General features: G+C 33.1%; 18 protein-coding genes. 7 read left to right on the plus strand and 11 right to left on the minus strand.

Annotation, left to right across the window (positions count from 1 at the left end):
* Window positions 1-69 precede the first annotated feature (69 nt).
* Window positions 70-2,865 (plus strand): excinuclease ABC subunit UvrA, encoded by a 2,796-nt coding sequence (gene uvrA / locus J0383_RS03205; RefSeq protein ID WP_207297010.1) that lies wholly within the window; start codon window positions 70-72, stop codon window positions 2,863-2,865.
* 68 nt (window positions 2,866-2,933) lie between these two features.
* Here the strand turns inward: uvrA and J0383_RS03210 are convergent, their stop codons facing one another.
* The 7 genes from J0383_RS03210 to J0383_RS03240 all read right to left on the minus strand — a co-directional run bounded on the left by J0383_RS03210 (window position 2,934) and on the right by J0383_RS03240 (window position 9,863).
* Window positions 2,934-3,233, minus strand: coding sequence for a hypothetical protein (locus J0383_RS03210; protein WP_207297011.1), 300 nt, complete (start codon window positions 3,231-3,233; stop codon window positions 2,934-2,936).
* A gap of 315 nt (window positions 3,234-3,548) precedes the next feature.
* Window positions 3,549-5,018, minus strand: coding sequence for an oligosaccharide flippase family protein (locus tag J0383_RS03215; protein WP_207297012.1), 1,470 nt, complete (start codon window positions 5,016-5,018; stop codon window positions 3,549-3,551).
* Window positions 5,019-5,054: 36 nt separating this feature from the next.
* On the minus strand, window positions 5,055-6,341 hold the full coding sequence (locus J0383_RS03220) for a glycosyltransferase family 4 protein (RefSeq protein WP_207297013.1): 1,287 nt from the start codon (window positions 6,339-6,341) through the stop codon (window positions 5,055-5,057).
* A 35-nt stretch (window positions 6,342-6,376) separates the two neighbouring features.
* Window positions 6,377-6,850 (minus strand): nucleotidyltransferase, encoded by a 474-nt coding sequence (locus J0383_RS03225; protein ID WP_207297014.1) that lies wholly within the window; start codon window positions 6,848-6,850, stop codon window positions 6,377-6,379.
* The gene (locus J0383_RS03230; protein WP_207297015.1) at window positions 6,847-7,014 is read right to left on the minus strand and encodes a hypothetical protein; all 168 of its coding nucleotides are present in this window, start codon (window positions 7,012-7,014) and stop codon (window positions 6,847-6,849) included. Before J0383_RS03230 ends, J0383_RS03225 begins: the two co-directional genes overlap by 4 nt.
* 70 nt (window positions 7,015-7,084) lie before the next feature.
* Window positions 7,085-9,520: a YfhO family protein gene (locus J0383_RS03235; protein WP_207297016.1), complete on the minus strand. Its 2,436-nt coding sequence runs from the start codon at window positions 9,518-9,520 to the stop codon at window positions 7,085-7,087.
* Between the two features lie 49 nt (window positions 9,521-9,569).
* Window positions 9,570-9,863 carry a DUF4834 family protein gene (locus J0383_RS03240; protein ID WP_207298645.1) on the minus strand — a complete coding sequence of 98 codons (294 nt, stop codon included), beginning with the start codon at window positions 9,861-9,863 and terminating at the stop codon, window positions 9,570-9,572.
* A gap of 127 nt (window positions 9,864-9,990) precedes the next feature.
* On the opposite strand from J0383_RS03240, the gene J0383_RS03245 reads away from it, so the two are divergent.
* Both J0383_RS03245 and J0383_RS03250 read left to right on the plus strand, forming a co-directional pair.
* Window positions 9,991-10,959, plus strand: coding sequence for a transporter (locus J0383_RS03245; protein WP_207297017.1), 969 nt, complete (start codon window positions 9,991-9,993; stop codon window positions 10,957-10,959).
* A gap of 44 nt (window positions 10,960-11,003) precedes the next feature.
* On the plus strand, window positions 11,004-12,122 hold the full coding sequence (locus J0383_RS03250) for a GTP cyclohydrolase (RefSeq protein ID WP_207297018.1): 1,119 nt from the start codon (window positions 11,004-11,006) through the stop codon (window positions 12,120-12,122).
* A 99-nt stretch (window positions 12,123-12,221) separates the two neighbouring features.
* Here J0383_RS03250 and J0383_RS03255 read toward each other — a convergent pair whose 3' ends face one another.
* Window positions 12,222-12,707, minus strand: coding sequence for a hypothetical protein (locus J0383_RS03255; RefSeq protein ID WP_207297019.1), 486 nt, complete (start codon window positions 12,705-12,707; stop codon window positions 12,222-12,224).
* Window positions 12,708-12,830: 123 nt separating this feature from the next.
* Window positions 12,831-14,090 carry an aminotransferase class I/II-fold pyridoxal phosphate-dependent enzyme gene (locus tag J0383_RS03260; protein ID WP_207297020.1) on the minus strand — a complete coding sequence of 420 codons (1,260 nt, stop codon included), beginning with the start codon at window positions 14,088-14,090 and terminating at the stop codon, window positions 12,831-12,833.
* A gap of 257 nt (window positions 14,091-14,347) precedes the next feature.
* Here J0383_RS03260 and nirK point away from each other — a divergent pair, with 257 nt between their 5' ends.
* The 3 genes from nirK to J0383_RS03275 are packed head-to-tail and all read left to right on the plus strand — an operon-like array spanning window position 14,348 to window position 17,196.
* Complete coding sequence (nirK, locus tag J0383_RS03265) at window positions 14,348-15,790, plus strand: copper-containing nitrite reductase (protein WP_207297021.1); 1,443 nt, start codon at window positions 14,348-14,350, stop codon at window positions 15,788-15,790.
* A gap of 13 nt (window positions 15,791-15,803) precedes the next feature.
* Window positions 15,804-16,583 carry a formylglycine-generating enzyme family protein gene (locus J0383_RS03270; protein ID WP_207297022.1) on the plus strand — a complete coding sequence of 260 codons (780 nt, stop codon included), beginning with the start codon at window positions 15,804-15,806 and terminating at the stop codon, window positions 16,581-16,583.
* A 16-nt stretch (window positions 16,584-16,599) separates the two neighbouring features.
* Window positions 16,600-17,196, plus strand: a complete 597-nt coding sequence (locus tag J0383_RS03275) for an SCO family protein (protein WP_207297023.1) — start codon at window positions 16,600-16,602, stop codon at window positions 17,194-17,196.
* A gap of 344 nt (window positions 17,197-17,540) precedes the next feature.
* Here J0383_RS03275 and azu read toward each other — a convergent pair whose 3' ends face one another.
* Both azu and J0383_RS03285 read right to left on the minus strand, forming a co-directional pair.
* Window positions 17,541-18,059, minus strand: coding sequence for an azurin (gene azu / locus J0383_RS03280; protein ID WP_207297024.1), 519 nt, complete (start codon window positions 18,057-18,059; stop codon window positions 17,541-17,543).
* 21 nt (window positions 18,060-18,080) lie between these two features.
* Window positions 18,081-18,530 carry an RrF2 family transcriptional regulator gene (locus tag J0383_RS03285; protein ID WP_207297025.1) on the minus strand — a complete coding sequence of 150 codons (450 nt, stop codon included), beginning with the start codon at window positions 18,528-18,530 and terminating at the stop codon, window positions 18,081-18,083.
* Window positions 18,531-18,729: 199 nt separating this feature from the next.
* Here J0383_RS03285 and J0383_RS03290 point away from each other — a divergent pair, with 199 nt between their 5' ends.
* Window positions 18,730-19,503, plus strand: a complete 774-nt coding sequence (locus J0383_RS03290; protein ID WP_207297026.1) for an NYN domain-containing protein — start codon at window positions 18,730-18,732, stop codon at window positions 19,501-19,503.
* The last annotated feature ends 31 nt before the right edge of the window (window positions 19,504-19,534 follow it).

The following is a 19,534-nucleotide window of genomic DNA, read 5'->3' on the forward strand; positions in this document are numbered from 1 at the left end:
GATTTGGAACAATATCCATAACAGAACTCTGTTCAAAATTGATTACTTTTGTGAAAATTGACTTTTTTTATGCAGAGTGATCTTTCTAAATTAGACCCAAAACAAAATATTATAATAAAAGGAGCGCAGGTACATAATTTAAAAAATGTAGATGTAGCTATTCCCCGTAATAAATTGGTTGTTATTACAGGGCTTTCAGGATCAGGAAAATCAAGTTTAGCGTTTGATACGCTTTACGCTGAAGGACAACGTCGTTATGTAGAAAGTTTATCGTCGTATGCCCGTCAGTTTTTAGGACGTTTAGACAAGCCAAAGGTTGAATATATCAAAGGTATTGCGCCGGCTATTGCTATTGAGCAAAAGGTAAATACAACCAATGCACGTTCAACTGTAGGAACTTCTACAGAAATTTACGATTATATGAAACTTTTGTACGCCAGAATTGGCCGTACGTATTCACCAATTTCTGGTCAGGAAGTCAAAAAAAATACCGTTACTGATGTTATTGCCGATGTAAAAACATTGGAAATTGACAGCAAATGGCTTCTCCTAGCCCCTATTCATCTTGAAGAAGGACGACAGCTAGAAGACAAATTAAAAATACTTTTGCAACAAGGTTTTGCCCGTATTCTGGTGGATAAAGAAATGGTGCGTCTGGATGAATTTTCATCGGATAACATGCACAATCTGGACAATAAAGATATTTTACTCATCATTGACCGTATCGTGGTTAAAGAGGAAGAAGAATTCTATAATCGTCTTGCCGATGCTGTGCAAACGGCTTTTTTTGAAGGAAAAGGAATTTGTTATTTGCAAGAAGTAGGTTCAGATAAAAGATTTTCTTATTCTAATAATTTCGAATTGGATGGCATCATGTTCCTGGAACCAAATGTTCATTTGTTCAGTTTTAATAATCCTTACGGAGCTTGTCCGGTTTGTGAAGGATACGGAAATATTATCGGAATTGATGCTGATTTAGTGGTTCCAAATACTTCTTTATCTGTTTTTGAAAGTGCTATTTATCCATGGCGCGGTGACAGCATGAGCTGGTACAAAGACGAATTGGTTAAACATGCTTATAAATTCGATTTCCCAATTCACAAACCTTATTTTGAACTTACAGAAGATCAAAAAGATATAATCTGGACTGGAAATAAGTATTTTCAAGGCTTAAATGATTTCTTTAGAGAACTTGAAGAGAAAAATTATAAAATCCAGAATAGAGTAATGCTTTCGCGCTATCGCGGAAAAACCAAATGTCATGCCTGTCGCGGTAAACGTCTGCGTGAAGAAGCATCTTACGTAAAAATTGGAGGCAAAACGGTTTCTGATTTAGTAGATCTTCCAATAAGACATTTGGTAACTTTTTTCAAAAATTTAAAATTAAATCCATACGAACAGCAAATCGCTAAACGTTTGATGGTTGAAATCAACAATCGTTTGTCATTTTTAACAGAAGTTGGTTTGGATTATCTTACCTTAAACCGAAATTCTTCTACGCTTTCTGGAGGAGAATCACAGCGTATTAATCTGGCAACTTCTTTAGGAAGTAGTTTAGTAGGATCGATGTATATTCTGGACGAACCAAGTATTGGTCTCCATCCAAAAGATTCTGAAAGACTGATTAAAGTATTGCTTTCGCTTCGTGATTTAGGAAACACTGTCATTGTGGTGGAACATGATGAAGATATCATGAAAGCCGCCGATATGATTATTGATATTGGTCCTGAAGCAGGAACATTTGGAGGAAAACTAGTCGCACAGGGAACTTATCCTGAGATTTTAAAATCAGATTCGCTTACTTCAAAATACTTAAACGGTGATTTAGAAATCAGCGTTCCAAAGAAAAGACGAAAATTCAAAAATCATATTGATATTATCGGCGCGAGAGAAAACAACTTGAAGAACATCAATGTTACTTTTCCTCTTGATGTTTTAACGGTTGTAACAGGTGTTTCTGGAAGCGGAAAAAGTACTTTGATTAAAAAGATCTTATTTCCCGCTATGCAGAAGAAACTTGAAAATGCGGCTGAAAAAGCGGGTCAGTTTACCGAATTATCAGGATCTTTTTCTCAAATAAAACATATTGAGTATGTAGACCAAAATCCGATTGGAAGAAGTTCCAGATCAAATCCTGTAACGTATATAAAAGCGTATGATGATATTCGTGATTTATATGCTAAAGAAAAACTATCGAAAATAAGAGGTTATCAGGCAAAACATTTCTCTTTTAATGTTGACGGTGGCCGATGCGAAACTTGTAAAGGAGAAGGAACGATAAATGTTGAAATGGTCTTTATGGCCGATGTTTCTCTGCCTTGCGAAACTTGTGGCGGAAAACGATTCAAAAAAGAGATTTTGGAGGTTACTTTTGATAATCAAAACATCAACGATATTCTAACCATGACTATTGATGATGCGATTGCATTTTTTGAGAAAAACAAACAATCTAAAATCACTCAGAAATTACAGCCATTACAAGATGTTGGTTTGGGATATGTGCAGTTAGGGCAGTCTTCTTCTACGCTTTCTGGTGGTGAAGCGCAACGTATTAAACTGGCTTCTTTCCTTGTAAAAGGTGCCACAAAAGATAAAGCATTGTTTGTTTTTGATGAGCCTACAACAGGACTGCATTTCCACGATATTAAAAAACTTTTAGCTTCATTTGATGCTTTAATCGAAAAAGGTCATTCTATAATTGTTATCGAACATAATCTCGATTTAATTAAATGTGCCGACTGGATTATCGATTTAGGCCCTGAAGGCGGAGAAAATGGCGGTCATTTATTGGCTGAAGGAACTCCGGAAGAAGTGGCAAAAATAAAAGAATCTGTTACTGGAATTTATTTGAAGGATAAATTATAAATTATAAATTCAATCCATAAAAAAAGCCCTGAATATAAATTCAGGGCTTTTTAATTTTCAATCTTTTTTTATGCTACTAAACATCTTTCCTCAAAAGGGAAACCATCTTCGTCAATAGCTACTAAAACCTTTTTCTGTTTCGAAGCCTCGAAAGTAAGATACAGCCATGCGAATGACCATAATCCGAGGGTTAAACAAAAAATAATGAAATTTAGACCGTGGTTAACTACTTTTCCTCCTTTAGAAAGAACAGCAAAAAGTAATTCATCATTTCTCTCTTCTAATGTAAATCCATTATCAACTTTGTTAGAGATCATATTGGAAAACACCTGTACACTTTGTTCCTGGCTAAGCGGATTGCTTTTCATAATCATTTGTTTGAGTTTGTCTGCATGTGATACTCTTAAATTTTAACATTTAAGTATAAGAACTTGATTTTCAATTTTAAACACTTCTATTACGATTTTATTGTGTTTTGCAAATGTTTTTTTACCTAAAACAATAAATGGTGTTTAAAAAATCAATTAAAGTTAATTTTTAAAAATCAAATTACAAAGAAAAAACTTCTAAATTTTAAGATTACTTTTACATTTTTAATATGTAACAAAAAAGTCTATCCCTTTTTAATGATATCAAAAAAGAATGGTTAAAAAATTTTAAAATTGAATTTTATACTTTTAAAATTATATTTTAATACCAATCTTTCTTAAGATAGTATCGATCACTTTATTAATATCTGGAGAAATATTAAAGCGGTAGTTTAAGTAAACATATAAAATAGTTACCAAAATGGATTTTAAAGCGATGCTAATTAGCTGGTAAAATGGGAATTCCCAAAAGTAAAAAACCAAAAATAACGCAAAGGTCAAAATCATTGAAGAAATCGTTTCTTTTGTAAACGGATACAAATGAAGCTTTTTAACCACAAAAAGAAGTTTTGCCAAACTATATAAAGTAATAGACAATAAGGTCGCAAACGCAGAACCAAATATTCCAAAAATTGGAATAAAAATCATATTTAGAATAACAGTTAAAACAACCAGCATCAATCCTAAATACAATACCATTCTATAATATTTGGTATTGAATATAATCGCATTGTTGTTTCCTAAAATAAGATCGAAATATTTAGATAAACCAATCATAAATACTACCGCAATACCACCGCTGTATTCTTTGGGAACCAATTCGTATAATTGATTAATGTTCACAAAAATACAAAGCATTACAAATCCACCGACAATTTGAAGATTAATTGAAGTCTTTTTATAAAGTCGATTCAATTCATCGTGTTTGTTCTCATGCATTAATTTTGCTGTAATCGGATATACGATTTGATGCATTGCCCTGCTTGGAACAGAAATCACTAAAGCAATATACGTTGCTACTGAATAATAGGCAATGTTTTCAATTTTCATGTATTGATTCAGCATCAATTTATCACCATCCAAAAGCAAATTTGCCACACTTCCTGATAGAATAATGTAAAAAGTATATTCCATTACCGCTTTCACATTTTCAGGAATAGTAATCTGGAAATTAGGTTTCTTAATGTAAAATGCATAAAACATCGTTACCAAAAAAGCCATAAAATAAATAGCTGCAGTAACATACACAAATTGTACTAAAGTAATCCAGTTAAAATACAAGCCAACTAAAGCAATTGTTGAAAGCAATCGCAATCCAACTTCTTTAATAAAATTACCAAAAACGGAATGCATATGAACTCTTGACCAAGCATAGAAAATCTCAAAATAAGCCATGCAAATCCCAATAAAAGGAATTAAAAGCATGAATTCTCTAACAACTGGGTTTTCTTTTGAAACAAAATCGGTAATATCATCATAAAAGAAAATCCCAATTAGCCCCAGCGGAATACACATTAAAACAGGAAATAAGGCGGTAAATGATAGAAACTGTTCCCTCTCCTGCTCTGTTTCATATTGCGAATAGAACTTTACGAGCGTATTCTGCATGCCAATCGCAAACAATGGCATAATTACGTTTGCCGCAGAAGTTATATAATTTGTTAGTGCGTAATAAGTTGCCCCAAGAAAAACGGGATAGAGATATAGTGTATTTATGGCTCCAATAGCAAAACCAACGTATGTTATTATAGTGTTTTTAAAAGACTGGTTTAAGACAATACCCATTTTTGATATTAAAAATTGTTGAATTCAGATTGTTGATTACTCTTTAATCAATTGTGCTAGTTGTTTTGTTAGGTTTTTTCTTGAATATTGTTGTAAACCAACACCATGGGCTTGTAAATTTCCTTCTAAAAATTGATTATAAAAGTCCAAAATTACACTTTTTAATTTCGTTTTTTCTGAATAATCAAAAAATACACCTGTATTCGTTTCAGTTATAATATCGGCAAAGTCAGAACCGTTAGGGCCAATTGCCACTATGGGACGATTTGAGACCATGTACTCAAACAATTTCCCCGGAATAATGCTTTTAGTGTCTTCAGAATTAATTTCGATTAAAAGCAATACTTGAGATTTTCTTTGATGCGCAATAGCTTCGTTATGCGAAACATAACCTAAAAGATTCAAATAATCATTCAATTTAAATTCTGAAATAGAATCCAAAACTTCCTGACTCACAGCACCAATTAATTTGATTTCTAAATAGGTTTTGAAATCGGGAATTTCATTTAGCAGTTCAACCAGACATTCCCATAAAAATTTAGGATTTCTGTCTGATAAAAATGATCCGATATGTGCCAAAGTAAACTTAGAATCTAATGGCTGTTTGTCTACATTTTCAATATCGTAACCATTTGTAATTACTGAAATGGGCTTATCAGTTATAGCCTGAAATTCTGCTTTTGTAGTTTTACTTGTTACAATAACAGTATCGGCGGAATTCAGTACTTTATGTTCTAATTTTTTGTGTTTTTTATCGGCATAAGATGAAAGACGTAATGCTTTATGATAACCAATTGTAGTCCACGGATCGCGGAAATCAGCAAACCATTTTACATTTAATTTCTCTTTTAATTCCAATCCAATTAAATGCAGACTGTGCGGCGGACCAGAAGTTACAATCGTATCAATATTGTTTTCTTGAATGTACTTTTCAAGATAAGAAACAGAAGGTTTTACCCAAAAAACACGAGCATCTGGAATAAATAAATTACCACGAACCCAAAGAAACAGTTTGTCAAGAAAGGTTTGTTTTTTCTTATGAGGGAAAATCCCTGAGCTGATTTTCTTGGTTTTATTTTTAGAAAATACAGAAGCCAATTGATACGGCTCCCATATTTTGTTTTTAAGAATAATAACTTTATCTGATATTTCGCTTACCAATCCTTCATCCACAATTGGATAAGTTGGATTTTCAGGAATATATACAATGGGCTGAACATTAAATTCAGGAAGGTATTTTACAAATTTCAGCCAGCGCTGTACCCCTGGTCCTCCAGCAGGCGGAAAGTAATAAGTAATTATTAAGAGCTTTTTTTGTTCCAATTTATTTAATTGATTTCTTAATCAGCTTAAACCGATTAAGCATTTTCATCGTTTTCTTTATTTACTTTTTTTAATTCTTCAATATCAAGAATATCTTTCGGTCTATTAGACGCTTTTTTAGCAATAATTAAATTTTCATAATCAATAAAATAAACTGGTGTTTCTCTTATCATTACAATAGTTGCATCTTCTAATAAAGAAGAAAAAGATTTATCTTCTAAACCTTTTACAGCTGTCATAATATCAAGTCTTAAACCATAATTTAATGTAAAATCAGACCACCCAGGAATAAACTGCATTGTTTCAACAGTCTCAAAATCACCTAAGTTAATAGACTTTAGAGCTTTTCTTAAATTAAGTCTATTTTCAATCGTGTCTTCCAAGTAAATATCAATATCTCCAGTATTTCTATTATAACCATAGATATTTACTGCAAAACCTCCAATTGTAATATATTTAACTTTATTTTCAAAAAAACTATTCCAAATGGCAATTATCTGCTCATTCATCGTTTTTTCGTTTGAATTATTTTAGCTGTATTTAATGTATGAGAAACTTCTATAATAGCCATCAATCGCTCCAATCTTTCTAAGTAAGAAAGCGATCTAACTTCTAAAATTCTTTTTGTCTCCAATTCTTCTGGAGGACCAAAGTTTAAAATAATATCTTTCATCACTCAACTTTTAGAATAATTAAAACAAAGATACAAAATGATATAGTAATCAGTAATTTACAAAAACTAATTAACTTTTACTTTTGAATTTCTTTCTTTCAAAATAAACACCTCCAATTAAAAGTATGAACATTCCAACTGAACTTGCTAATACAATTGTTCCTCCCGTTTTGATTACCTGAGGCTCAAATTTAAACTCAATGGTATGTTTTCCTCCCGGAATTTCCATTGCTCTTAAAACATAATCAACAGGGAAATGATCTGTTAATTGACCGTCAATATAAGCATTCCATCCATTTTTATAATAAATCTCAGAGAAAACCGCTAAACCATCTTTACCATTATTTGATTGATATTTGATGTAATTCGGTTTGTACTGTACTACTTTTATGGTTCCAGTAGTATCCCATTGTTTTTTCATACGGGCGTTTCTGAATTTCCCTTCGTGTTCACGAACGTTAAAAACAGCTACTTCTTTCGTATCAATATGATCCAAAGCTTTCATCACATCGTCTGGTTTGTTTACCAGTTTTACGCTGCTTACAAACCATGCATTTCCGTTAGCATCAGGATTAATCGTTGGGATTTCTTTTCCTTCTTTATCTGTCTGGATAACGTATTTAACATTTAACATGTTAAGGATCTCTAAATTGTTTTTAGCAATCTGATAATCAAATAACTGCTGCATTCTTCTAGGTTTTGCAGCATGATAACCTCCAATTGAATGGTGGAAATAAGAAGCTCTTGCGCTAGACATATTTCCATTTAATTCAAAAACTCTATAATGTGTTGTGTCTTGTAAAATTTGAGCATCGGCAGCTGTTTCCTGAAAAGGAGCAGCGATTTGAACCGGACTTACAAAATCTTTAGCCGAAACGTATTTTTTATCTACAAAAAACAGATCAAAAATCATAAACAGGGCAATAAAGACTAAAGTTGTAGTTTGTGATAGTTTGTTTTTGATAAACATCCATAAAATACCAAAAATCACTACTATAAAGAATCCTGAACGCAATAAATCGGCAGAATATAAAGATCTTCTGTCTTCTTTAAGAGCATCGATAAATTCCGCGCCATAATTTTGTACATAAAAATTATCACTGCTGCCTGAGAAATGGAAAAAGTTTTTCGCAATAAATAAAATTACAATCACACCTAAACCAAAAACACCTGTCTGTACTAATGCTTTCTGCTGTAATTTAGGTTCGTCTTTTGCTTTAAAAAAGGATTGGATTCCCATCACAGCCAGTACTGGAAAACACAATTCTAAAATTACCTGAATAGAAGATACTGCTCTGAATTTATCGTACATTGGAACGTAATCGATAAAAAAGTCCGTTAGTAATGAAAAGTTTTTCCCCCACGAAAGCACTAAAGAAACTAAAGCACCTGCAAGGAATACATATTTTATCCTTCTGTTATCGATAAATAATGCCAAAACAGCTAAAAAGAATACTACTATACCAATATATGCAGGAGCAGCAACAATAGGCTGATCTCCCCAATAAGTCGGCATGGCTGAAGCGTAATTCAACGCATCTGATTCTGAAGCCCCTTTTTCAAGGAAAAAAGAATACATTCTACTATCTGGGCCTAAATTTTCGTGATTAGAACCTCCAAAAAGTCTTGGAGCTATCAAGTTGAAACTCTCAGCAATTCCGTAACTGTATTCTGTGATATATTCACGGCTTAAAGCATTCTCATTTTCCTTTTTTGTCCCATCAGGATTATAAGTCAATTCACTGTTACTACGGGTACTAAATTTAGCATATTCGCTTGTTGCCAATAAGTTAGTGGCATTGGCGCCAATTGCAAAAATTCCGGCTACAGCCAGCGTTCCAATGGCTATCAAAAGCGGTTTATATTCTTTGTTTTTTATAAAAGTAAAAGCAAAATAACCTGAAAGAATCAATAAGAAAATCAGTAAATAATACGTCATTTGAAAGTGGTTCGCATTAATTTCTAATGCAACTGCAAACATGGTGAGCAGTCCTCCCCAAATGTATTTTTTCTGAAAGACAAGTATAAAACCGGCAATTACCAAAGGCATATAAGCAATGGCATGCGCTTTTGCATTATGTCCAACTCCCAAAATAATAATCAAATAAGTGGAGAAACCAAACGCCACTGCTCCAATAAAAGCTTTTAACGGATCTGTTTTTAAAACCAAAAGCAGTCCATAAAACCCGAAAAAGTATAAGAAAAGATAATCCGCAGGACGAGGAAGGAAACGTAAAGCATCATCAATTTTACCCACAAAATCGTATGGATAATTAGCCCCTAACTGGTAAGTCGGCATTCCGCCAAAAGCAGAATTTGTCCAATACGGCTCTGTATGTTCAGCAGCTCTAAAATCATTTTGCTCTTTGGCCATTCCGGTGTATTGAGCAATATCTGACTGGAAAATTTGTTTTCCCTGCAGAACCGGATAAAAATAAATTAATGAAACGAGAATAAAGCCCAGAATTACAAGGGCGTGCGGATAGAACTTATTTACTATTTTCAATTTTGGCTGGTTTGGTTAATGATGAATCCTGTTTATTAAGGATACAAACTTAATCTATTTCTTCGTAATCGACGTACTCTCCCACCTTTTTGGTTTCGCGCGGTTTTTTGGCATTTGTAGTATTAATAATTATTTCGTCATTATTATTAGTATTGTTCTGCCATGTATTGCCTTGAGTGTATTGTTGATATTGCTGCTGCTGTCTTTGAAAATTTTCTGATGCATTCTCTACAGCCTTTTTAACCAATATTGGAAAAAAGATTCTAGCTAAAAATTTAAAAATATAATAAAAGGCTATAATGCCAATAATAAATCTTAATCCTGTCATTGATGCTTCTTGCATAATCATAATCAATAATTTTTTTCAAAATTAATAAATCCGTTGTTTAAAATTAAAATAACAATCTTAAATAAATAATAAAATATGTACATTTGAAATGCGTTATTATATTTTTAATCCCCAAATTATTATGTTGAAAATTAAAAATTTACTCTTTGCACTACTTTTACTTTTACCTCAATTCTTTTTCGCACAATACACTGATGTGATTAATTCCAATCGTCCAGGCGAGACAATGTCGGCTTATGCAGTTGGGAAATCAGTTATTCAGGGCGAAATTGGTGTTTATGGTATTAAAGAAAAACACGATTTGTTAAATTATGACGCAAGCGGTTTTGGTACCGATTTAAGCATTAGATACGGTGCTTTTTTAGAAAAATTAGAATTTATTCTAGATTTGCAGTATCAAATGGAAAACTTTGACACACCCTATACCAGTTATAAAAAAAATAATTTCAGACAAACCGTTTTAGGAGCTAAGTATTTAATTTACGATCCTTATAAAAATCCAAGTAAAGAAGCTAATATTTACAGTTACAGAGCTAATCACAGCTTTAAATGGCGTGAATTAATCCCAGCTGTTTCTATATTTGCAGGAGCAAATTTTGTGGGTGCTGATAATCCGTATTACTTTTCACCCGATGGTGCCATTTCGCCTAAAGTGGCCTTAGTAACCCAAAATTTATTTGGAGGCGGAAGATGGGTTTTTGTAACCAATATTATTGCAGATTACATCGGAACAGATTATCCAAGTTATGGCTACATCTTGACTTTAACACACGGGTTTAATGCAAAATGGTCTGGTTTTGTAGAAAATCAAGGATATAAAAGTGATTTCTACAGCGATGCTATTGTTCGTGGAGGAGCTGCTTATCTATTATCCCCAAATATGCAGGTTGATGCATCTATAAGTACCAATTTTAAAAACACACCATCGATTTTGTATGGCGGAGTTGGGTTTTCATGGAGATATGATCAATGGTATAAAAATAAACAAGACGAAAATAAAGCCAGAGACAGAGCTAAAAAGAATCCAGATAATGAAAAAGCCATAGATTATCAGGAAAAAGAAAGAAAACGTAAGGCAAAATACGAATAACATTCATTAACAAAACTCTAAATCAGAGACTTAATCAATCTTAAATGATTACAATTACAGAAGCCAAAACCAAAAAAGAATTAACGGAATACATCAAATTTCCTTTTTCATTATACAAAGACAGTCCATATTGGGTACCGCCTATTATTGCTGATGAATTAGAATCATTTGATAAAACCAAAAATCCTGTTTTTGACAATGCAGAAGCATACTTCTATCTGGCTTACCGAAACAATGAAATTGTGGGCAGAATTACAGCCATTATCAATTGGTCTGAGGTTAATAATCAACACAAGAGAAAAGTTCGTTTTGGATGGTTTGATGTTATTGATGATATCGAAGTAACAAAAGCACTTCTGGAAAAAGTTTTTGAATTAGGCCGAAAACACAATTTAGAACATGTAGAAGGCCCTATGGGATTCTCAAATCTAGACAAAGTGGGTTTATTAACCGAAGGTTACGATCAAGTAGGAACCATGATTACCTGGTACAATCATGCTTATTATGTAACTCATTTAGAGCAATTGGGTTTTCAGGTAGAAAAACAATATATTGAAAGTATCTTTCCTTTCTCAAATGTAAAACCAGAATTCTTTCAAAAAGCTCAAGCATTAATCAAAAAGCGTTATGGATTAAAACCGCTTAATTTTACCAAAACAAAAGACATAATGCCTCACGTAGACAAAATGTTTGACTTGTTTAATGAAACGTATGCCAAACTAGCGTCGTTTGTAGCTATTTCTGACATTCAAAAGGAATATTTTAAAAAGAAATACATCAGCTTTATCAACCCAGAATACATCAAATTTGTTCTCGACGAAAATGATAATCTTGTAGCTTTCAGCATTGTAATGCCAAGCTTTACCGAAGCATTGCAAAAAATAAGAGGAAAATTGTTCCCTTTTGGATTTCTTCAATTATTAAAAGCGAAAAAACACAGTAAAGATGTTGTTTTCTATCTTATCGGAATTCATCCAGAGTATCAGAACAAAGGTGTAACAGCCATCATTTTTGATGAATACTATAAAACGTTTTCAGAAAAAGGAATTAAAAACTGCATTAGAACTCCTGAATTATTAGAGAATAATGCCATCCATTTGTTGTGGAAAAACTTTGACCCAAAGATCCACTGCCAAAGAAAAACGTATTTGAAAAATCTTTAATTTTAGTAATCACTTAAGCTTAATCGTTACTAAAAATTAAAACATAAAAAATCCATTCGCCCCCAAACGAATGGATTTTTCATTTTCATAAACACTTTATTACTCTACTTTACAATCTACTTTTACTAAAGTATTTTTTTGATCAAATTTTATCTGTTTTCTATCTTTAAAAGAAACTTTATCATTTGCTGTTACTACTTCTCCGTAACCTTCAATTAGAGTTCCGTCTTTTTGAAGAAAAATTACTTCTCTTACAGATGAAACTCCTTCAGAACTAAACGTATAATCGGCAATTAAAGTATCACCTTTCATGTTTCCAATCAAAGTTCCTTCGTTTTTATCTTTTCCTACTAAATCATATCTTAATTTCCCATTTACTTCCTGATGAGAATTTACATTAAAGCTCATTGCGATTACATTTCCTTTTGAACTCCATTCATAACATTGATCTCCAGCTGGTTCTACAATTTCAGCTTCTTTTGGTGGACTTGGTGTAATTTGTACTGGTTCTGTAGTGGTAATTTCTTTTTTACAAGAAACGAGAACTGTCACAATAAGACTCGATATTGCTAATACTTTTTTCATAACTCTTTATTTTTATTTTGTTGATTATGACATAAAGTTACCCCAAATAAAAAAAAATCCATTCGCATAACGAATGGATTTTTTACATAATTCCCACTTTCAGGAATATAATTTTATAAGTGATTACGAAACGTCGACTGTAGTACGTTCAGCAATTTCTTTATAAGTTCCGTTAGTCAGTTTTTCACGAATTGCTTCAAAAGCTGTCAAAGTTTCTTCGATATCTGCTAAAGTATGAGAAGCCGTAGGAATCATTCTCAATAGGATAATTCCTTTTGGAATAACTGGATATACTACGATAGAAAGGAAAATACCGTAATTTTCTCTTAAATCGTTAACCATTACCATTGCTTCTGGAATACTTCCTTCTAAGTAAACTGGTGTAATACAAGTATTTGTATCACCAATGTTAAATCCTTTTTCTTTAAGACCGTTTTGTAACGCATTTACGTTTTCCCAAAGTTTGTCTTTAATTGAAGAAGAATTACGTAATAACTCTAAACGTTTTAATGAACCAATTGTCTGGATCATTGGCAATGCTTTAGCAAACATTTGAGAACGTAAGTTGTATTTTAAGTAATCGATAACTGTTTTATCTGCTGCTACGAAAGCACCAATATTAGCCATAGATTTTGCAAAAGTAGAGAAGTAAACATCAATATCGTCTTGAACTCCCTGCTCCTCACCTGCTCCGGCACCTGTTTTTCCAAGTGTACCAAAACCGTGTGCATCATCAACTAATAATCTAAAGTTGTATTTTTTCTTTAATGCAGCGATTTCTTTTAATTTACCCTGCTGACCACGCATTCCAAAAACACCTTCAGTAATAAATAAAATACCTCCGCCTGTTTCTTCGGCCATTTTAGTAGCACGCTGCAGGTTTTTTTCCATACTTTCAAGATCATTGTGTTTGTACGTAAAACGTTTACCCATGTGTAAACGAACACCATCAATGATACAAGCATGCGAATCAACATCATATACAATAATGTCGTTTTTTGTTACCAAAGCATCAATAATAGAAACCATTCCTTGGTAACCGAAATTTAATAAATAAGCAGATTCTTTCATTACAAAAGAAGCAAGCTCATTCTCTAATTGCTCATGATAAGTAGTGTGTCCAGACATCATACGAGCCCCCATAGGATATGCCGCACCAAACTGAATTGCCGCTTCTGTATCTGCTTTACGAACTTCTGGATGATTAGCTAAACCTAAATAATCATTTAAACTCCAATTTAAAATATTCTTTCCGTGAAATTGCATTCTAGGCCCCAGCTCACCTTCCAACTTCGGGAAAACATAATAACCTTCTGCTTGAGAAGCCCATTTTCCCAATGGTCCTTTATTTTCCTGAATTCTTTCGAATAAATCTTTTACCATAATATAGTGTAGTAGTTTTTTTTACTTTAATCAGCGAGCAAAAATAATCATTATTATTCTAAAATTCAGAACCTCATTTATTTTTATTGAAAAATATTCAAAAGATCCTCTCAAACTGCGCTCAACTCTTAAGGATACAATACTAATTGCAATTTAAATCAATATTCTGGAGACAAGTATGATTTTTATCATAATAAAGGACAAAATAGTCTTTTACTTTTGATTCAAATTCAAACTTAAATAAAAACCAATGTATTATGAAAATTAGAAACAAATTCAAAATGAAGATGTATATTTTGGTGTGTTTATTCTCCATTCTTCTATTAGGAAGCTGTAAAAAAGACGAGGCTAAAAATTATGCCGATATTACAACGGAAGGCGAAATGCAAGCTGAACTTACCTCTCCACCACATGTCCCAAAACCTGTTGGCAACAGAGCAGCCATGAAACTAAAAGTGAGCATGGAAATCAAAGAACAAGAAGGTACAATGACTGATGGTGTAAAATATACGTATTGGACCTTTGGCGGTTCTGTTCCGGGAAGCTTCATCAGAACACGTGTAGGTGATGAAGTAGAATTTCACTTAAAAAACCATCCAGACAATAAATTACCACATAATATCGATTTGCATGCTGTAACCGGTCCTGGCGGTGGAGCGACATCTTCTCTTGTGGCACCGGGACATGAAAAAGTATTTAGCTTTAAAGTTCTTAATCCCGGATTGTATGTATATCACTGTGCAACAGCTCCTGTGGGCATGCACATTGCAAACGGTATGTATGGATTAATTTTGGTTGAACCAGAAGGCGGACTTCCTCCTGTAGACAAAGAATATTATGTAATGCAGGGTGATTTTTACACTCAAGGTGAATATGGAGCAAAAGGTCTTCAGCCGTTTGACATGAACAAAGCCGTGAAAGAAACTCCTGATTATGTTGTATTTAATGGAAAAGTGGGTTCATTGACAAATGGAAATGAATTAACTGCTAAAGTAGGCGAAACAGTGCGTTTATTTGTTGGAAATGGCGGGCCAAATTTAGTTTCATCTTTCCACGTAATTGGAGAAATCTTTGACACAGTTCATATTGAAGGCGGAAGCACTACCAACAAAAATGTTCAAACGACTTTAATTCCTGCAGGTGGTTCAGCAATTGTAGATTTTAAAGTCGAAACTCCGGGAACTTTCATTTTGGTTGACCACTCTATTTTCAGAGCATTTAACAAAGGAGCTTTGGGAATGCTGAAAGTTGAAGGTAAAGAAAACAAAAGCATCTATTCTGGAACTATTCAAGAAGGTATTTATTTACCTGAAGGCGGAACAATACAGAAAATGCCAGGAAATACAGCTGCAAAAGCTGAAACTCCTAAACGTACTGTTGAGGAAAAAGTAAAAATTGGTAAACAAATTTTTGGCACAACTTGTTTTGCCTGCCATCAATCTGAAGGACAAGGAATTCCAAGTACTTTCCCTCCTTTGGCAAAATCAGATTATTTAAATGCCGATTCTAAACGTGCTATTAAAACAATTCTGCATGGTTTAACCGGAGAGGTAACCGTTAATGGTAAAAAATACAACAACGTAATGCCAGCACAGAATTTATCTGACGATGAAATCGCAAATGTACTGACTTACATTTATAGCAGTTGGGGAAATAACAAAACAGAAATTACACCTGAAATGGTAAAGGCTTTAAGATAAAGCAAAAAAATAAATGCGAAAATACATTTTCATACTTACAATTTTCTTTTTCTCTGTGTTTAATGTCATGAAGGCACAGGAAACAGAGATGGTTCTCATCAAAGAGGGATCTTTTGTCCCTCTTTATGGAGCCGTTTCCAAAAAGCCTGTTGTGGTAAAATCATTCTATATGGATGTTTACCCTGTCACAAATCGTGAATATTTAGAATTTGTCAAAAAGAATCCTTCTTACCAAAAATCTAAAATTAAAGGGATTTTTGCTGATAAAAGCTATTTGTCTTATTGGAAAACTGATTTTGATTTTGGTAATGCTAAACCAAATGCTCCAGTTACAAGTGTTTCTTGGTTTGCTGCCAAAAAGTATTGCGAATGCGAAGGAAAACGATTGGCAACAATGGATGAATGGGAATATGTAGCAATGGCCGATACCAAAAAAATAGATGCCAGAACCAAAAAAGAATTCAACGAATACATTTTGTCATGGTATGAGAAATCGAAAACCTATGAAAATGAAATTGGAAAAACTTTCAAAAATTATTGGGGAGTTTATGACATGCATGGTCTAGTCTGGGAATGGACATCTGACTTCAACAGCATTTTTTTATCTGGAGAATCTAGAAAAGATAAAAGCACCGACAAAAACCTCTTCTGCGGAAGCGGATCCGTAAATGCAACTGATTTAATGGATTATGCGGCATTTATGCGTTATGCTTTCAGAGGAAGTTTAAAAGCACAATATTCAACCCGAAATCTTGGTTTTAGATGCGCCAGTACCACAAAACCAAAATTCTAATTTTAATCAATTACTAATGAAAAAAACTGTAATCGCTTTTGCTTTTTTATTCTCAATATTAGGTTGCAAAGAAGCCGATAAAAAAGAAATTAAAGCAGAAACTAAAAAAGAAATCAGCGATTTATCAATTTATAATCTGCCTTCAAAATGGACTACTCAAAACGGAAAAGATATAGAATTAAAAAGTCTTAGAGGGAATGTGTTGGTTATGGTAATGATTTATACGAGTTGCAAAGCAGCTTGCCCGAGGCTGGTAGCCGATATGCGCGACATCGAATCAAAACTTGATAAAAAGACCAAGCAGAACGTAAAACTTATTTTAGTCAGCATTGATCCCAAAACAGATACACCTGAAAGATTAAAAGCTTTCGCAATTGAAAACCACATGAATCAGGAACCATGGACTTTTCTTCGTTCATCTGAAGAAAATACTCGTGAATTTGCCGCTGTATTGGCCGTGAATTATAAACAAATTTCTCCTATCGATTTTTCACACTCAAACATTATTAGTGTTTTTAATCCTGAAGGAGAACTAATCTTTCAACAAGAAGGTTTAGGTGTCAATAATGAGAAAACAATTGAAGCAATAAATCAGGAAGCTGGAAAAATATAATTTTAAACACATAGAACATAGATTTTTCACACATAGTTATATGGAGGTGAAACACCCTTTAGGCATTTAAAAAATCAAATTTCATTACATAAATAGGTTGATTAGTCAGAAACAAGAGGAGATTTTAGGAATGGATCGACTCTTGTTTTTTATTTAATAGGGTTAGAAAAGAAACTATTTCCAATCTTCAAAGAATCAAAATAGTACAGAACATCTAGCCTCAACATTGACTGCTTTAATTTAATTCCAACTAGATTCATCATTGCTATATCTATAAAATAAAATAATCCCTTTACTATAAAAAAGCTCCAAATTTTGAAAAGAAATTTGGAGCTTATAGCTATTTATTCAACAATTAATATACCTTTCATCATGGCAACGTGTCCAGGGAAAGAACATAAAAATGGATATTTTCCTTTTTTATCAATTGTAAATTCGATGGTGTCTTCTTCTCCACCGCCTAATAATTTAGTATGAGCAATAATTGAAGCTTTTTCCGATTCAGGAATGTAGTCCGTAGCTTTGGCATCGTTTGCTTTTAAAGCAAAAGCAGCTTGATCTGTTCCTTCTTGCAAAATTACTAAGTTGTGTCCCATTGCTTCTTTTGGAATTTTACCCACATGTTTCAACGTCAATTTGATTGGTTTTCCTGCAACTGCTTTCAACTCGTTTGTGCTAAACTGCATTTGGTCATTTCCTTCAATAACCAGTACGTTTTCTTCTGTTTTTGGAGCTGTTGTTTCTGCAGTAGATTCATTTACTTCCACAGACTCTTCTGCAGGAGCGGTTTCCTTTTTACCACAAGAAGTTATCGCTAAAAATCCCATTAGGATTACTAGTGAAGTTTTAGTTTTTGCATTCATTTTTAAGATATTTATTTAATATTAATTATTTGTATTTATTGTTTTAAGGAAAAAACCACCTGATTTTACATCAGAAGCAAGTTGTTCCAAAGTGGTTTTGGTAAGCATATCAAGAAGAAGTTCTCTTATTTTTTTAAATTCATAATGAACCGGACAAGGATGTTCTTCTGAACATTCTTTTAGTCCAATACCACAGCCGCTGTAAATTTTATTTCCGTCAATGGCATCTACAATCTGAATTAGTTTTATAGATCTTGAAGCTTCGGGAGAGACTTCAAAACCACCACCCACTCCTTTTGCCGAATATATGATTCCACTTTTAGTTAAAATCTGCATAATCTTGGCCGTAAATGGTTCTGGAGAGTCAATTTCTTTTGCAACATCTTTTATGCCGACTCTAATTCCTTTCGAAGATTTTGATGCAATAAAAATTGAAGCTCTGATTCCGTATTCGCACGCTTTTGAAAACATACATTTTTTTATTAATTCTCTACAAAAATATAGAGTCTTTACATAAAAGACAAATTTATCTTTAATTAATTTCTTAAAGAAAATCCTTATTTATAATGAAAATAATTAGTGTCGCAAAAATCACTTATTCGGTTATGATTTCATCTAAAAACCAATTTTAGTTTTAACTTTGAGAGTACAAATTTCTAATTTAAAAATAATGGCTTTAAGCAGCTCACGAGATTTAAAGCTTGCGGTTCTTATCGACGCTGATAATGTGCCGTACAGCAATGTAAAAGGCATGATGGAAGAAATTGCAAAGCTGGGAACTCCTACCACTAAAAGAATTTACGGCGACTGGACCAAACCAAATGCTAATGGCTGGAAAAGCGTTTTACTGGAACATGCCATTACTCCTATTCAGCAATACAGTTATACAGTTGGAAAAAATTCCTCTGATTCTGCTCTTATCATTGATGCCATGGATTTGCTTTATTCAGGAAAACTAGATGGTTTTTGTATTGTATCGAGCGACAGCGATTTTACCCGTCTGGCGGTTCGTTTACGAGAATCTGGCATGAAAGTTATTGGAATTGGCGAAAAAAAAACACCAAATTCCTTTATTGTTGCCTGCGACCGATTTATTTATTTGGAGGTTTTGGATGGCGCTATTCAAAAGAAAAAACCAAAAGCGGCGGACACCAAAAAACCTATTGAAAAACCTGCGGAAAAAGCACTCCATAAAGTTGACAAGCAAACTATTGAACTTATAGAATCTACAATTGAAGATATCGAAGATGATGACGGCTGGGCATTTTTAGGAGATGTTGGAAACCTAATTGTAAAGAAAAAACCAGAATTTGACCCTAGAAATTATGGTTATACTAAGCTTACACCAATGCTGAAATCGCTGACAGATATTCTAGAAATCGATGAAAGGGAATCGGATAAAAAAGGCATTAAACATGTTTATGTCCGATTACGTTTCAACTAATTATTTATTACCTATTATTATTATTTAAAAA

The sequence above is a fragment of the Flavobacterium endoglycinae genome (assembly GCF_017352115.1).
GTDB lineage: Bacteria > Bacteroidota > Bacteroidia > Flavobacteriales > Flavobacteriaceae > Flavobacterium > Flavobacterium endoglycinae.

Excerpts from the sequence above, each read along its gene's own strand:
- azu (WP_207297024.1), bottom strand. The coding sequence starts at position 18,059 with ATGAATGCAAAAACTAAAACTTCACTAGTAATCCTAATGGGATTTTTA.
- J0383_RS03225 (WP_207297014.1), bottom strand. The coding sequence starts at position 6,850 with ATGAATGAGCAGATAATTGCCATTTGGAATAGTTTTTTTGAAAATAAA.
- J0383_RS03250 (WP_207297018.1), top strand. The coding sequence starts at position 11,004 with ATGATTACAATTACAGAAGCCAAAACCAAAAAAGAATTAACGGAATAC.
- uvrA (WP_207297010.1), top strand. The coding sequence starts at position 70 with ATGCAGAGTGATCTTTCTAAATTAGACCCAAAACAAAATATTATAATA.
- J0383_RS03215 (WP_207297012.1), bottom strand. The coding sequence starts at position 5,018 with ATGGGTATTGTCTTAAACCAGTCTTTTAAAAACACTATAATAACATAC.
- J0383_RS03275 (WP_207297023.1), top strand. The coding sequence starts at position 16,600 with ATGAAAAAAACTGTAATCGCTTTTGCTTTTTTATTCTCAATATTAGGT.
- J0383_RS03255 (WP_207297019.1), bottom strand. The coding sequence starts at position 12,707 with ATGAAAAAAGTATTAGCAATATCGAGTCTTATTGTGACAGTTCTCGTT.
- J0383_RS03285 (WP_207297025.1), bottom strand. The coding sequence starts at position 18,530 with ATGTTTTCAAAAGCGTGCGAATACGGAATCAGAGCTTCAATTTTTATT.
- J0383_RS03240 (WP_207298645.1), bottom strand. The coding sequence starts at position 9,863 with ATGCAAGAAGCATCAATGACAGGATTAAGATTTATTATTGGCATTATA.
- J0383_RS03210 (WP_207297011.1), bottom strand. The coding sequence starts at position 3,233 with ATGAAAAGCAATCCGCTTAGCCAGGAACAAAGTGTACAGGTGTTTTCC.
- J0383_RS03290 (WP_207297026.1), top strand. The coding sequence starts at position 18,730 with ATGGCTTTAAGCAGCTCACGAGATTTAAAGCTTGCGGTTCTTATCGAC.
- J0383_RS03245 (WP_207297017.1), top strand. The coding sequence starts at position 9,991 with ATGTTGAAAATTAAAAATTTACTCTTTGCACTACTTTTACTTTTACCT.
- J0383_RS03270 (WP_207297022.1), top strand. The coding sequence starts at position 15,804 with ATGCGAAAATACATTTTCATACTTACAATTTTCTTTTTCTCTGTGTTT.
- nirK (WP_207297021.1), top strand. The coding sequence starts at position 14,348 with ATGAAAATTAGAAACAAATTCAAAATGAAGATGTATATTTTGGTGTGT.
- J0383_RS03260 (WP_207297020.1), bottom strand. The coding sequence starts at position 14,090 with ATGGTAAAAGATTTATTCGAAAGAATTCAGGAAAATAAAGGACCATTG.
- J0383_RS03230 (WP_207297015.1), bottom strand. The coding sequence starts at position 7,014 with ATGAAAGATATTATTTTAAACTTTGGTCCTCCAGAAGAATTGGAGACA.